The organism is Ruegeria sp. BE10, assembly GCF_056538905.1.
Map to the genome: position 1 here is coordinate 129,632 of NZ_JBQFTX010000001.1, position 12,711 is coordinate 142,342.

Annotated in this window: 16 protein-coding genes and 1 other RNA gene; 12 read left to right on the plus strand and 5 right to left on the minus strand. The window is 55.5% G+C overall.

Annotated features, from left to right (window positions below; all coding sequences use genetic code 11):
- Positions 1–26 precede the first annotated feature (26 nt).
- The 7 genes from ACR0M2_RS00690 (at position 27) to ACR0M2_RS00720 (ending at position 4,776) form a co-directional block, all read left to right on the plus strand.
- Positions 27–758: a FadR/GntR family transcriptional regulator gene (locus tag ACR0M2_RS00690; protein WP_480703774.1), complete on the plus strand. Its 732-nt coding sequence runs from the start codon at positions 27–29 to the stop codon at positions 756–758.
- Between the two features lie 10 nt (positions 759–768).
- Positions 769–1,131 carry a DUF4345 family protein gene (locus ACR0M2_RS00695; protein ID WP_480703775.1) on the plus strand — a complete coding sequence of 121 codons (363 nt, stop codon included), beginning with the start codon at positions 769–771 and terminating at the stop codon, positions 1,129–1,131.
- A gap of 36 nt (positions 1,132–1,167) precedes the next feature.
- Positions 1,168–1,515: a transfer-messenger RNA gene (gene ssrA / locus ACR0M2_RS00700) on the plus strand.
- 100 nt (positions 1,516–1,615) lie between these two features.
- Positions 1,616–2,047, plus strand: coding sequence for an ester cyclase (locus tag ACR0M2_RS00705; protein WP_170348630.1), 432 nt, complete (start codon positions 1,616–1,618; stop codon positions 2,045–2,047).
- Between the two features lie 128 nt (positions 2,048–2,175).
- Positions 2,176–2,991, plus strand: coding sequence for a chromate resistance protein ChrB domain-containing protein (locus ACR0M2_RS00710; protein WP_480703776.1), 816 nt, complete (start codon positions 2,176–2,178; stop codon positions 2,989–2,991).
- A complete protein-coding gene (gene chrA, locus ACR0M2_RS00715) occupies positions 2,988–4,241 on the plus strand; it encodes a chromate efflux transporter (protein ID WP_480703778.1) in 1,254 nt (417 codons plus the stop codon). Before ACR0M2_RS00710 ends, chrA begins: the two co-directional genes overlap by 4 nt.
- Positions 4,242–4,317: 76 nt before the next feature.
- Entirely contained in the window at positions 4,318–4,776 is a 459-nt protein-coding gene (locus ACR0M2_RS00720; protein ID WP_170348627.1) for an SspB family protein, read from the plus strand.
- Positions 4,777–4,788: 12 nt separating this feature from the next.
- Here ACR0M2_RS00720 and ACR0M2_RS00725 read toward each other — a convergent pair whose 3' ends face one another.
- The gene (locus ACR0M2_RS00725; protein ID WP_480704209.1) at positions 4,789–5,316 is read right to left on the minus strand and encodes a PH domain-containing protein; all 528 of its coding nucleotides are present in this window, start codon (positions 5,314–5,316) and stop codon (positions 4,789–4,791) included.
- Positions 5,317–5,547: 231 nt separating this feature from the next.
- Here ACR0M2_RS00725 and fumC point away from each other — a divergent pair, with 231 nt between their 5' ends.
- Genes fumC through ACR0M2_RS00745 form a run of 4 tightly spaced genes read left to right on the plus strand, consistent with a single transcriptional unit; the run spans position 5,548 to position 7,998 of the window.
- Positions 5,548–6,942: a class II fumarate hydratase gene (gene fumC / locus ACR0M2_RS00730; RefSeq protein WP_170393956.1), complete on the plus strand. Its 1,395-nt coding sequence runs from the start codon at positions 5,548–5,550 to the stop codon at positions 6,940–6,942.
- Positions 6,942–7,118: a DUF4169 family protein gene (locus ACR0M2_RS00735; RefSeq protein WP_170393954.1), complete on the plus strand. Its 177-nt coding sequence runs from the start codon at positions 6,942–6,944 to the stop codon at positions 7,116–7,118. Before fumC ends, ACR0M2_RS00735 begins: the two co-directional genes overlap by 1 nt.
- Positions 7,115–7,336, plus strand: a complete 222-nt coding sequence (locus ACR0M2_RS00740) for a ribbon-helix-helix domain-containing protein (RefSeq protein WP_170348623.1) — start codon at positions 7,115–7,117, stop codon at positions 7,334–7,336. Before ACR0M2_RS00735 ends, ACR0M2_RS00740 begins: the two co-directional genes overlap by 4 nt.
- A gap of 59 nt (positions 7,337–7,395) precedes the next feature.
- Positions 7,396–7,998: a DNA-3-methyladenine glycosylase I gene (locus tag ACR0M2_RS00745; RefSeq protein ID WP_480703779.1), complete on the plus strand. Its 603-nt coding sequence runs from the start codon at positions 7,396–7,398 to the stop codon at positions 7,996–7,998.
- Positions 7,999–8,004: 6 nt separating this feature from the next.
- Here ACR0M2_RS00745 and ACR0M2_RS00750 read toward each other — a convergent pair whose 3' ends face one another.
- The 4 genes from ACR0M2_RS00750 to ACR0M2_RS00765 form a co-directional block, all read right to left on the minus strand.
- Entirely contained in the window at positions 8,005–8,886 is an 882-nt protein-coding gene (locus ACR0M2_RS00750) for a fructose bisphosphate aldolase (RefSeq protein ID WP_480703781.1), read from the minus strand.
- A 73-nt stretch (positions 8,887–8,959) separates the two neighbouring features.
- Positions 8,960–10,309: a cytochrome P450 gene (locus tag ACR0M2_RS00755; protein WP_480703782.1), complete on the minus strand. Its 1,350-nt coding sequence runs from the start codon at positions 10,307–10,309 to the stop codon at positions 8,960–8,962.
- Entirely contained in the window at positions 10,306–11,520 is a 1,215-nt protein-coding gene (locus ACR0M2_RS00760) for a hypothetical protein (RefSeq protein WP_480703783.1), read from the minus strand. Before ACR0M2_RS00760 ends, ACR0M2_RS00755 begins: the two co-directional genes overlap by 4 nt.
- Positions 11,521–11,575: 55 nt before the next feature.
- Positions 11,576–12,328: a cytochrome c biogenesis CcdA family protein gene (locus ACR0M2_RS00765; RefSeq protein WP_170348618.1), complete on the minus strand. Its 753-nt coding sequence runs from the start codon at positions 12,326–12,328 to the stop codon at positions 11,576–11,578.
- Between the two features lie 105 nt (positions 12,329–12,433).
- Here ACR0M2_RS00765 and ACR0M2_RS00770 point away from each other — a divergent pair, with 105 nt between their 5' ends.
- A complete protein-coding gene (locus tag ACR0M2_RS00770; protein ID WP_170348617.1) occupies positions 12,434–12,667 on the plus strand; it encodes a sulfurtransferase TusA family protein in 234 nt (77 codons plus the stop codon).
- Positions 12,668–12,711: the final 44 nt, after the last annotated feature.

The following is a 12,711-nucleotide window of genomic DNA, read 5'->3' on the forward strand; positions in this document are numbered from 1 at the left end:
AAAATCTTACCAACGGTCCCCGGAATATGAAAATCGACCCACGAAAACCCGCCGATTTGTCCGCGCAAATCGCGCAGGCCATCCGTGATGCCATCATCTCGGGTAAATTGATCGTGGATGAGCGTTTGCCGTCCGAGGCAGAACTGTCCGATCAGTTTCAGGTCTCACGCCCCACGGTGCGCGAGGCATTGAAACGTCTAGCCGCGCAATCCTTGATCCGAACGCAGCGGGGCGCCAGCGGGGGTGCTTTTGTCAACCGGATCAGCTTTGAGGACGCGTATTCGCAGCAAATCACGACCTCAACACTGTTGTTGTCGATGAATGAGGTCAGCTTTGATACTGCCTGCGAGGCCCGATTTTCGTTGGAACGCGCCTGCGCGCCTTTGTCTGCGCAACGCCGTACTTCGGATCAACTGGCCACCATGCGGGCCGAGATTTTCCGTCAGGCACAGCCTGGGCTTTCGGATGAGGCTTTTTGCGCTTCAGACGTCACATTCCATCGGGCCTTGGTAGATGGTGCCGACAACCCGGTGCTCTCTTACCAGTTGGCCGGCGCTGTCGAGGCCATGCAGCCCTTGATGAACATGATCACCTTCACCGCCCGATCGCGTGAACAAATCATCTCCTTGCACAATCAGATTGCCGATGCGCTGGAACAAAGGGATGCGGCAAAGGTAGATGCAAAACTAGTTGAGCTAGAAGAATACACCCGTAAGCTGGCCCAGGATGTCGCCCAGCAACATCGTAAACCTGCTTGATGAGGGACAGATGACAACAGCGCTGAACGTAATTGCCGCCCTCTTGACCATAGGTTTTGGCCTCTTCGGATTTCTGGCGCCCGCGTTCACTGCGGCCTCATTGGATTTGACACCAACCGACAGCAACATGGGTCTTAGCGAGATGCGCGCATCAGTCGGTGGGCTATTTGTCGTAACCGGCGCAGTGGTGCTGTGGCTGAACAATCCTATGGCTTATGCCATGTTGGGCATTGTTTATGCGGGCGCGGCGCTTGGGAGGTTTGTCTCGGTCATTCTTGACAATCCGCCACTCATCAAAGCCATGACATTCGGAGGAATCGAATTGGCCCTGGCGCTGTGGTTGATCTTGGCGAACATCAACAGGGCCGCGTAAGCATTTGTTTTTAAAACAAGCGTAGATTAGAATTCCTGGTTTGCATCCACGCGCGCGCTCACCTATATAGGATATGTCTTTCGGGACTATGGACATAAACGCGCTCGTAATAAGCGGATCGGACCCGGGGGCGGTACCCGGCGGCTCCACCAACCATCCTTCGTTTGAGGATTCTGGGGCCGAAATAGGATCGACGAACGTCTAAAGGGGTTAGCTTTGTCTCGGCTGTCTGCCACCGTTACCGGCGAAAATAGTACAATTGCAAACGACAATCGTGCTCCGGTTGCAGTTGCTGCGTAAGCAGTAACAAGACCGAAACTTAAGTCCTTGCGCCTAGCCGCGTAAGGCGGGGTTCGCAGGTACCTGGCAACAGAAACCTGCATTTTCTCCCTAATGTCTGCTGTTTAACCCTGATCTTGTTCACGTTCAGAGTTTATTCATCCTTTGGTCTCATGCTGACCCCGACAGAAAAAGGAGAGTCGGGATGTCCCATACAGATGTCGTCAAAGGATGGTATTCCGAGGTTTGGGAAAACGGGAACCTTGATGCGATAGATCAGTATTTTAGCGCTGATACGATGGCCGAAGGGTTGATCCCCGAAATGCAGGTCGGCGCGGATGATTTCCGCGATCTGGTCATGGCGTTTCGTCACGTTCTTGGGGACATCAAGGTCGAAATTCCAAAGATCGTCGAAGATGGGGACTGGGTTTCTGCCATTTTGCATGTCAGCACGACGCGGGCCGACAATGGCGCCCCGCTAAAGGCCACGGGCAGTGTGTTCGCGCGGGTCAAGGACGGTCGCATGGTCGAGGCTTATAACCAATTCGACTTCATCTCTTTATTCGAACAACTCGGGCAGTTTCCGCAAGACACTTTGCCTGTCTGCATGACAGGTCAAAGGCTCGATTGGGCGTAACACGGTTCAGGCAATCTTGACCCTTTTGGCGCTTAGCCGTAAGCAAAGATCATGGGGTAAGATTGCGAACGCCCCGTGAGGCGCCAGCCCAAGTTTCGCATGTATCCGCCCAAAACAGGAGACATGCTATGCCTGCGCCCAATTCAATTACACCTAAACAGCTGATGCGCCTAATCGGAACGCCACAGGCTCCGGTTTTGGTCGACATATGTCTGGATGAGGATTTCACAGCTGACCCCTATCTAATCCCCGGCTCATTGCGTCATCCCGCCAAAGATATCGACGGGATCGCCGAAAGGATTGGCGACCGTGCGGCTGTCATCATTTGCCAAAAGGGCAAAAAGCTCAGCCAAGGGGTTGTCTCTTGGCTGCGCAGCAAAGGTTGTGTGGCGGAATTCCTGGAAGGTGGTATGTTTGGCTGGCAGGAAATGCCCGACGCGCCGCGGGTTCCAGCCTCGGCCGTACCATGGCACGAGGGTGGTCGATCCGTCTGGGTCACGCGTCACCGACCCAAAATCGACCGGATCGCATGCCCTTGGCTGATCCGCCGCTTTGTCGACCCGGACGCGCAGTTTCTATTCGTGGCACCGTCCGAGGTGCAAGCCACCGCCGAAGCCTTTGACGCAACGCCGTTCGATATAGAGAATACGTTTTGGTCCCACAGACAGGATCGCTGCACCTTTGACACCATGCTGGACGAGTTTCAGCTGCACATGCCCGCGCTTGACCGATTAGCCACGGTCGTTCGGGCCGCCGACACCAATCAACATGATCTCGCCCCCGAAGCTGCCGGACTATTGGCAATCTCGGTCGGCCTGTCACGTCAATACCGCGATGATCACCAGAACCTCGAGGCTGGGCTGCATCTGTATGACGCGCTGTACCGCTGGGCACGGGACGGGTTTGACGAGGGGCACGACTGGCCAACGGATCGCAAATCATGACGCCATCCCTTTCAGAACTTGTCCGGGTGTTTGGCCGCATCGGGTTGTTGTCGTTCGGAGGGCCGGCCGCGCAAATCTCACTGATGCACCAGGAACTGGTCGAGCGACGCCCGTGGCTGGACGAACAGGCCTATCTGCGCGCCTTGTCCCTGTGCATGCTGCTGCCCGGCCCCGAGGCCATGCAACTGGCCACTTATGCGGGTTGGCGTCTGCGCGGCGTGACCGGCGGGTTGATCGCTGGTGCCCTGTTTGTGCTGCCAGGGGCGTTTGTCATCGCCGTTCTTGTTGGGCTCTATGCTGCGTTTGGCGACCTGCCATTGGTACAGGCTGGTTTTTTGGGTGTGAAAGCGACGGTGATTGTCATCGTTCTTCAGGCTCTTAGGAACCTGTCGCGCAAAGCTCTGACCGACACACAGCATCGGGCGATCGCTGGGCTGGGTTTTCTTGCTATATTCGCGCTAAACCTTCCCTTTCCTCTGATCATCCTTGCGGCAGCACTCTGGGGCTTTGTCACCTTTAACGGCGAGGTCAATACCGCAAATGCACCCCCTGCCCCAAAGGTCAAAGGCATGCTCGGTACCGCCGCAATTTGGCTGGTTTTGTGGCTGGGGCCACTATTGGCACTGACCTTGACGGGACAAAAACTGTTGAGCGATCTGGGCTGGTTCTTTGCTCGCCTTGCCGTTGTCACGTTTGGCGGGGCCTATGCAGTGCTGGCCTATATGACCCAGACTGTGGTGGAAAAATATCAATGGGTCAGCACAGATCAAATGATCGACGCGCTGGGTCTGGCCGAAACGACCCCGGGACCGTTGATTCTGGTGACACAGTTTGTCGCCATGTTGACTGGTCAAATCAACGGCGGTGCGTCGCTTGCAATAGCGGCCGGCGCAGTCGCCCTTTGGGCCACATTTGTACCGTGTTTTTTGTGGATTTTCATGGCCGCCCCCTATCTGGACCAATTGGCGACCCGTCCAAGGTTATCCGCCGCGCTGCACGGGATTACTGCCGCTGTAGTAGGTGTGATTCTTAACCTGTCGGTGTGGTTCAGTCTGAACGTTCTGTTTAAGACTATTCCCCAACAGTCGTGGGGTCCGGTGACCATCCCCAGGCCCGATCCAGCCAGCCTGGATCCTGCCGCTCTGATCCTGACACTATTGGCTGGGCTATTGATTTTTAAGTTTAAATTTGGGATGGCAACGACTCTGGCCATCATGGCCGTGATTGGAACGGGAATTCACTTCCTTTGAACAATCCTCGCATACCCGGTCTTTCGTTTCCGTCGAAATCCCCTATGCTGAGGGTAACCACTTTTGAGGATGACACATGTCGCAAGACATCGATTATGGAAACTTGATGCACACCGCGATGCGCGGGCTCATCAAATCCGTTCTGAACAGCGTTGCCGATAATGGCCTGCCTGGGGCGCATCATTTCTTTATCACCTTTGATACGCGTCAGGATGGCGTTGAGCTGGCGGATTGGCTGCGCGAGCGGTACCCTGAAGAGATGACAATTGTCATGCAGCACTGGTTCGAAAATCTAGAGGTTGGCGACGAAGGCTTTGCCATCACGCTAAACTTTGGAGACGCACCGGAACCGCTATACATCCCTTATGCGGCGATCAAAACCTTCGTCGACCCATCCGTCGAATTCGGCTTGCGGTTTGAAAGCCCCGATGATGAGGAAGAAGCCGACCCCATCGTCGAGGAATCAATCGAGGTTGAGGAAGGGGCAGATCAACAAGACGCCGAGGTCGTCTCGCTGGACAGTTTCCGCAAATAATTGCTCAATAGACTATTGTTTTTTAAGAAAAGTCTCGACCGAACGGGACTTTTCCCCATTGCGGAACCGCGAAAACGACAGGTCCAGACCGCCCTCAGCCAATGTACGGTCGTATTGCTGCAATTCGTAGTCGCCGGTTTCGCCGATAAACAGAGAAAATATGGTTAGAGTATCACCTTGGATCCGGCCCCAGACAAAGGGTTCGCCCTGCATCGGGTCAAGCGGTACTTCGTGTCCGAACACATTGCGTTTCATCGCAGCCGAAAAAACATCTGCCCGGTCGGACTGTTTGAAATCAATCGAGAATTTCTGTTCCTTGATGCGGCCATCCGCCTTGTAGGTCGTTGTGGTCCAACTGATGTTAAAACCGTTCTTCATCTCGTGAATCGACACGCTCATGTCGCGTGGCGTTTCGGTACCGTCATCATCGACAACACTTGCAGATCCAACATAGTCGCCGACAAAAGGCGAAATATCCGCCGCTTGGACAGGAACGCCAGATAATGCGATCAAAAACAGGAAGCACAGCGAAAAGACTATATATTTCAAGAAATAAGTCTGAACCAATTTGCCCACCGGAGCCTCCAATATGGTGATCCTATTATTGTAGCGGACACGTATGCACGCACAATGCGATTCACAAGAAATTTCACCGTCCCTTCCACCTATACCTCTGGCACCCTTAAGTTTATGGTGCGCGCAACTGGCCAATTGCTCTGCAACTATGTTGCGGGTAAATGGCATACGAACGTATACACTACGGAGTGATAGATGTCTCAGACCCGCACCGAATCCGACAGCTTTGGCCCGTTGGAGGTTCCTTCTGACAAGTATTGGGGTGCCCAAACGCAGCGATCAATCATGAACTTCCCGATCGGTTGGGAAAGGCAACCCGTTGCCATCGTGCGCGCGCTGGGCGTGATCAAAAAAGCCTGTGCGATGGAAAACAAAGCCATTGGTAAGCTGGATGCAAAGATCGCAGATGCCATCATTCAAGCCGCTGGCGAAGTGATCGAAGGCAAGTTTGACGACAATTTCCCTCTGGTCGTCTGGCAGACCGGTTCGGGTACGCAGTCGAACATGAACTCGAACGAGGTGATCGCCAACCGCGCGATCGAAATTCTGGGCGGCGTTATTGGTTCGAAGGAGCCTGTTCACCCCAACGACCACTGCAACATGGGTCAATCGTCGAACGACACCTTCCCCACCGCCATGCATATCGCTACCGCGATGAGCGTGCGCGATGTGCTGTTGCCGGGTCTTGAAAAATTCGCTTCGGCGCTGGAAGCCAAAGCAAAAGAGTTTGCAGGCATCATCAAAATCGGCCGGACCCACACTCAGGACGCGACGCCACTGACGCTGGAACAGGAATTTGGCGGTTATGCGCACCAGATCCGTCAGGGTATCGCCCGTGTCCATGCGTCGATGCCCGGAATTTATGAACTGGCGCAAGGTGGTACGGCTGTTGGTACTGGTTTGAACACCCATAACGGCTGGGATGAGGCCGTGGCCAAGAACATGGCAGACATCACCGGCCTGCCCTTCATCACCGCACCGAACAAGTTCGAGGCACTGGCCGCCCATGACGCCATGGTGTTCCTGTCGGGTGCTTTGGCGACCATCGCGGGCTCTTGCTACAAGATCGCCAACGATATCCGCCTGCTGGGATCGGGGCCGCGCTCAGGTCTGGGTGAGTTGATCCTGCCGGAAAACGAACCCGGTTCGTCGATCATGCCGGGCAAAGTGAATCCGACACAGGCCGAGGCTCTGACTCAGGTGGCTGCCCATGTAATGGGCAATGATGCCGCGATGAAGTTTGCCGGTTCGCAGGGGCACTTCCAGCTGAACGTCTATAACCCGATGATGTCCTATAACCTGTTGCAATCGATTCAACTGCTGGGCGACGCAACCGACAGCTTTACCGAGCGGATGCTGCTGGGCATCAAGGCTAATGAGCCGCGCATCGACAAGCTGATGAAGGAATCGCTGATGCTGGTGACCGCTCTGGCCCCGACGATTGGCTATGACAACGCCACAAAGGTTGCCAAAACCGCGCACAAAAATGGCACCACCCTCAAGGAAGAGGCCATCGCGCTGGGCTTTGTCGACGAAGAAACCTTTGACGCAGTCGTACGTCCTGAACATATGATCGGCCCGAAAGACTGATGGGTAAGCCGGTCAATCTGAACCGGTACAGAAAAGCAAAGGCTCGGGCCGAGAAAAAGGCCCGCGCCGACCAGAACGCTGTCAAATTCGGGCGCAACAAGGTCGAAAAGGCCGAGGCCAAGTTCGAGCAGGACAAACAGCGCCGCGACATGGACAATCACGAGTTGGATGAATGAGCGGTCGCCCGGTCAAACGCTCACTGACTTTGAAAGGTCATCGCACTTCGGTGTCCCTTGAGGATGAGTTCTGGCAAGCCTTTCGCGACATTTCGAAAGAAAAAGAAATGGCAATAAATGCGTTGGCGGCTGAGATTGACGTCGAACGTGACCCCGATATCGGTCTAGCTTCAGCCATTCGCGTCTATGTTCTAAATTGGTACCGCACCCGCGATTGATGCTTGTCACCCTGTTTCCTTTGCCTGTACCCTGATCCGGAACAAAAGGGGTACATCATATGAGCAAGACTGTAGCCGGACCTGATGGACAACCGCGCTGTGCTTGGTGCCAAGCCGCCCCCGAGTTCTTTGAGTATCACGATCAAGAATGGGGCTATCCGGTCGCGGACGATCAGCGATTGTTCGAAAAGCTGTGCCTTGAAAGCTTTCAGTCCGGACTTAGTTGGCGAACAATTCTGAACAAGCGCGAGAATTTTCGCAAAGCGTTTAATCAATTCGATTTCAACGCTGTAGCTGCATTTACTAATGCAGACATCGAGCGTCTCTTACAGAACGAAGGCATCATACGTCATCGCGGCAAGATCGAGGCCGTGATCAACAACGCCCGCTGCGCGCAGGACCTTATCGTGGCCGAGGGGTCTCTGGCCGCTTATGTGTGGCGATACGAGGCCGACAACCCGCCTGCGCCGCAAACTGCGTCAACCTCGGCCGAGTCCATTGCAATGTCGAAGGATTTGAAAAAACGCGGTTGGAAGTTTGTTGGGCCAACCACGGTATTTGCTTTCATGCAGGCCATGGGGTTGGTCAACGACCACGCAATCGGCTGTACCATGCGTGAAAAAGCGGCGCAGATGCGCCGCGAATTCATCAAGCCGGAATAGCGCCTCTTAGACCGAGGCGCGGAAGATCTTGTCGATATTGCCGCCCAGAGCCGTATTGAACTCAGCATCTGATTGCTGTTTGGACAGCCCTTCGGTCAACGCGCGCGAAAACGACGCAATCATCTTGCCGTTCTGGTTCAGCAGATCACAGGCTTGCTTGGTTGAATAACCACCAGACAAGGCCACTACGCGGACAACACGAGGGTGGTCGGCCAGTTCGTCGAACAGGTTGGCATTGGTGGGGATGGTCAGTTTAAGCATGATGTCCTGCCCCTCGTCCAGTTGATCGAGGTTTTTCAGGATTTCGGCCTTCAGAATATCCTCGGCCTCGGCCTTGGTGGAGGAATTGATGTTCACTTCGGGCTCGACAATCGGAACCATACCTGCGGCAACAACCACGCGCGCGACGTCAAATTGCTGGGCAACTACGGCGGCAATTCCTTCGGCGTTGGCTTCATGGATCACCGAGCGTTCCTTGGTGCCGAACACGCCATCCACCTTGGCCAGTGTTTCCGCCAGTCCAGGAATCGGTTTCATCATCTGTACACCGTTGGCCTGATCTTCCAGACCCTTGTCGATCTTCAGGAACGGCACGATACCTTTCTGCGACCACAGGTAATCGGCGACTTTGCGGCCATCGATTTCCTCGCCCAGCGTGCGTTCGAACAGGATCGCACCGATCACTTTGTCCTTGGTAAAGTCGTCAGCCAGAATAATGCGGGCGCGCATCTTCTGGATCTCTCCGAACATTTCCTCGTCCGAGCTATAGTCCGAGGCCTCAACCCCATAAAGAGCCAGCGCCTTAGGCGTCGACCCGCCGCTTTGATCCAGGGCCGCAATGAAACCCGCGCCGTTGGACATCTGCTCGCGCTGTTCTGCTTTGGACATAAGACTTTCCCGTTTAACAATGATTCCGCATTTTGCACTCGCATACAGCAAGGCGGCGGGCGATGGTAGCGTGTTAGCGCTCAACCACGCGCAGCCAGATGCCATCTTTGGACCGCACCGTCAGATGCGCCACTGGCACTGGTGTGCGATCTTCAACCATTTCGAACCGGAAATTTTGCAACAACATCGACAACAGCAATGGCCCTTCGACCATGGCGAACCCGGCCCCGGTACACACGCGGGGACCGGCGGAAAAAGGGATATATGCGTGGCGCTGGCAGGTTTTCCCGTTTGAGGTAGACCATCGAGTAGGATCGAAATCATCGGGTCGATCCCACAAACGCTCTTGCCGATGCAGGTGCCAGGGGCTGATGACGATCTGCGCGCCCTTGGGAATGTCCCGCCCCCGGAATTGTTCAGGGCACGTCGCTTCGCGCACCATCATCGGTACCGGAGGGTACAGGCGCAGCGCCTCGCGAAATACATCGCGGCTGAGCTTCAATCTGGACACTGCGCTAAAGCTGGGATCATTCAGAATATCCGCCTCAGCGCTTAGTTTTTCCTGCCATTCGGGGTAAAGCGCCATCAAATACAGCGTCCAGGCCAGCGCTGATGCACTGGTTTCATGCCCAGCCAGGAAAAAGATGGCGACCTGATCCACCATCTCTTGCGAGTCGAAACAATGACCGGTTTCCGGATCAGGTGTGGTCATGATCTTGGTTGCCAAGTCGTCCGGCGCCTGACCCGTGGCGATCAGATCGGCACGCTCTGCTATTAGACCTGAAATCAAAGCCCGGATATCCTGCGCGTTTCTGCGTGTATTGCGCGCATGCAACCGGGGCACCCACTTCGGTACCGGAATAAAGGCCGCCAGGTTCAACAAAGGCTGTTGCCGCTGATAGGCTCGGAACTTTTCGAACACCTGCGCGGCTACTTCATGTTCAATCGGAACTGAGAACAGCGTTCGGAAAATCACGTCCGCCGCGGCGTGGCTGGTAACCTCCTCGCATTCAATCACCTGCCCCGCTTGCCCTTTCAACCGCGTGACACAGGCTTGCGCGGCTTCCAGCATGGCTGGGAACGTGTCTTTCAACCGCCCGCCTTCAAAGGCCGGGTCGATGATTCGGCGCTGCCGTTTCCAGGTCTCACCATTGGTCAGAAAGACCGAGTCACCCAATAACGGGCGCAACCCCTCGCTTATGCGACCAGATTTCGGGAAATCGTCGGGGCGCTGCTTAAGGACGGTTTCTACAAGCTCGGGCTGGTTGATCATGTAGGACCGAAAGAACGGCGTTCGGAACTCGGCCATCCAGGCCCGGTACAGGCGCTGTGGTTGGGCCGATAACAGGTCCTTGCGGAACAGTTTCAGATAGCGCCACAGAGAGACCTTATCCGGGCGGGATGTTGGTTTGGGCGGCTTCACGGAAGAACCGACCTGTATTTCGAAACCGGCTGGTCGATACGCGATTTTGACGGATCACGGCCTTGAAACCTTTGCGCCAATGAAAGCGGCCCTGCGGTAACGCGGAAATAGTCATAATCGCCGGGGCGATCAAACGCGCAGAGATACTGAAAATGCAGCCGGAAAAACCGCCAGCGCAGCTCGTGCCAGCGTTCTGGCGACAGAGTCTGTGTAAAGGCCGCGGACAGCACCAGCGGCCAACGTTTTTGATCGGGGGCAACGCCACTGACGCCCACTGGGTCACATAGAGCAAAGGCACACCCATCCCCCGGGGCGGACACGTCAACCCAGGTGGGTTCACTTCGGGTCGACAGAAATTGCAGATCGGTGCGCAAATCCCTGGCGTCCGGCAGGAATGAGACCATAGGCACCACCTGCCCAAGGCTTAGAAAGGACAGGATCGGGCCGTCGCTGGGAAGGTTTTGCGAACGGATCAGATCAGCCAGTACCATCACACCCAGATGCGCCCCCGATGAATGGCCAACGACCAGAACCTCATCCACATCCGTCTCAAGTGCGCGTTGAATATGTTTGGTAAATTCGGCCAGACGTGACCGTAACTCGGCTGGGGTGGAGCCGTTCGAAGCAGCCGAATAGGCATAATCATGCATCAGGTAGTACGCAAACAAGCGATTATCGATCTTGCGAAACCAATGCAGCAAGCCATAAGCGGCCGCTATTGCCGGCACCAACGCCACCCACCCAGCAACAGGCCATAGCAACGCCGCAAATATCCACAGCACGCCTAGCGACAGGGCCAATTGCGCAATCAGCATGCCGACAGGATACAACGCTGCAATCACTGGCCCTTTGCGCAAGCGCATAAGGCGCCACAATGCCCCTGACCCAATATAAATCCAGGCCGTGCGCACAAGCTGCAAGTAGGCCGCGGGGATCGAATTCGACATGCTGTCGCGCACGATGTCCGACCAGACCAAGACCTCGATATCTACCTCGACGTCGACGCCATCCTGGTGCGAGCGGACATGCCAGCCGTACGGACCGTCACCTGACTTGGGCGACAGTGAGATCTCGTAGCCTGAGATTTCCGCCTGCGCCCGACCTTCTTTTCGGTACAGCTCTCGATATCGCCGAGGGTGAATCGGATCGTAGCCGGGTATGTAGAAAACCCGACGCCGTCTTACCTGAGGCTGATTTGTGTGACTGCTCATGGCCTTACCTTCTGCGGCGCAGGTTAACGCAGCCTTGCCGCCAAGGTAAGTCAGATCATCCGAAATTAGCGAGTGCGGGGAAGGTTTCCAGCAGCCACCAGCTGAACTCGGTGAACAGGCCAGTGATCAGCATGATGCCGACGAACAGCAGCAGACCCCCCATGACCTTTTCAATCGTACCCATGTAAGGCTTGATCCGGTTCATCACTGACATCGACCGGTTCAGGAACATCGCGGCCAGTAGGAACGGAATACCCAGACCTGCCGCATAAACACCCAGCAACAACGTACCCCGCGCCACCGAGGACTCGGACGCCGCCAGCGACAGGATCGCACCCAGTTGCGGTCCGATGCACGGAGTCCAGCCGAACGCAAAGGCCAGACCCAGGATATAGGCACCAAAGACCGAGCCGCCGGAATCTCCGGTTTCGATCCGCGCCTCACGATCCAGGAAAGGAATGCGGAAAACATTCAGGAAATGCAGACCAAAGACAATCACCACTGCACCGGAGAGTTTGGCGAAAAGCACCTGGTTCTGCAGCACGAATACCCCAAAGGCCGATGCTGTGAACCCCAATAGCAAGAACACCGTGGACAGACCCAGCACAAAGAACAGCGCCGACATCGTCGCCTTACGCCGCGCACGCGCCTCATCCTGCATCTCGTTGATGGTCACACCACTCATATACGCCAGATAAGGTGGCACTATGGGCAGAACGCAAGGCGACAAGAAGCTGATCAGCCCGCCCAGCATCGCGATGAACATGGCGGGCAGCAGGCCCGCGTCTATGATATCAATTCCGAACATAAATCAGCACATATGGTATCAACCCCGCCACGTCACGGGGCCATTCGGTCACATCCCCGTGCTTGGACGCTGGACACTGCGTCAACTTGGAAATATCTGCACATTATGTCTAGCCCCACTGAAACATTGGATGCGCTGGGTCTTTTGTGCCCTTTGCCCGTCCTGAAAGCCAGAAAACGCCTTAAATCTATGCCCTCGGGGGCAATTTTGCGCGTGTTGGCCGATGATCCTGCCGCCATCATCGATGTTCCGCATTTCTGCACCGAAAGTGGGCACCAGCTGGTGTCACAAGAGGATGCGGACGGACATCAGATCTACCTGATACAAAAATCAGGCTGAGGTGGAAACACGTCTGGTTCAAGAAAAAGGCGGGCTCAAAGCCC

Excerpts from the sequence above, each read along its gene's own strand:
- ACR0M2_RS00710 (WP_480703776.1), top strand. The coding sequence starts at position 2,176 with ATGCCTGCGCCCAATTCAATTACACCTAAACAGCTGATGCGCCTAATC.
- ACR0M2_RS00770 (WP_170348617.1), top strand. The coding sequence starts at position 12,434 with ATGTCTAGCCCCACTGAAACATTGGATGCGCTGGGTCTTTTGTGCCCT.
- ACR0M2_RS00765 (WP_170348618.1), bottom strand. The coding sequence starts at position 12,328 with ATGTTCGGAATTGATATCATAGACGCGGGCCTGCTGCCCGCCATGTTC.
- ACR0M2_RS00695 (WP_480703775.1), top strand. The coding sequence starts at position 769 with ATGACAACAGCGCTGAACGTAATTGCCGCCCTCTTGACCATAGGTTTT.
- ACR0M2_RS00745 (WP_480703779.1), top strand. The coding sequence starts at position 7,396 with ATGAGCAAGACTGTAGCCGGACCTGATGGACAACCGCGCTGTGCTTGG.
- ACR0M2_RS00735 (WP_170393954.1), top strand. The coding sequence starts at position 6,942 with ATGGGTAAGCCGGTCAATCTGAACCGGTACAGAAAAGCAAAGGCTCGG.
- ACR0M2_RS00740 (WP_170348623.1), top strand. The coding sequence starts at position 7,115 with ATGAGCGGTCGCCCGGTCAAACGCTCACTGACTTTGAAAGGTCATCGC.
- fumC (WP_170393956.1), top strand. The coding sequence starts at position 5,548 with ATGTCTCAGACCCGCACCGAATCCGACAGCTTTGGCCCGTTGGAGGTT.
- ACR0M2_RS00760 (WP_480703783.1), bottom strand. The coding sequence starts at position 11,520 with ATGAGCAGTCACACAAATCAGCCTCAGGTAAGACGGCGTCGGGTTTTC.
- ACR0M2_RS00720 (WP_170348627.1), top strand. The coding sequence starts at position 4,318 with ATGTCGCAAGACATCGATTATGGAAACTTGATGCACACCGCGATGCGC.
- ACR0M2_RS00690 (WP_480703774.1), top strand. The coding sequence starts at position 27 with ATGAAAATCGACCCACGAAAACCCGCCGATTTGTCCGCGCAAATCGCG.
- ACR0M2_RS00705 (WP_170348630.1), top strand. The coding sequence starts at position 1,616 with ATGTCCCATACAGATGTCGTCAAAGGATGGTATTCCGAGGTTTGGGAA.
- ACR0M2_RS00750 (WP_480703781.1), bottom strand. The coding sequence starts at position 8,886 with ATGTCCAAAGCAGAACAGCGCGAGCAGATGTCCAACGGCGCGGGTTTC.
- chrA (WP_480703778.1), top strand. The coding sequence starts at position 2,988 with ATGACGCCATCCCTTTCAGAACTTGTCCGGGTGTTTGGCCGCATCGGG.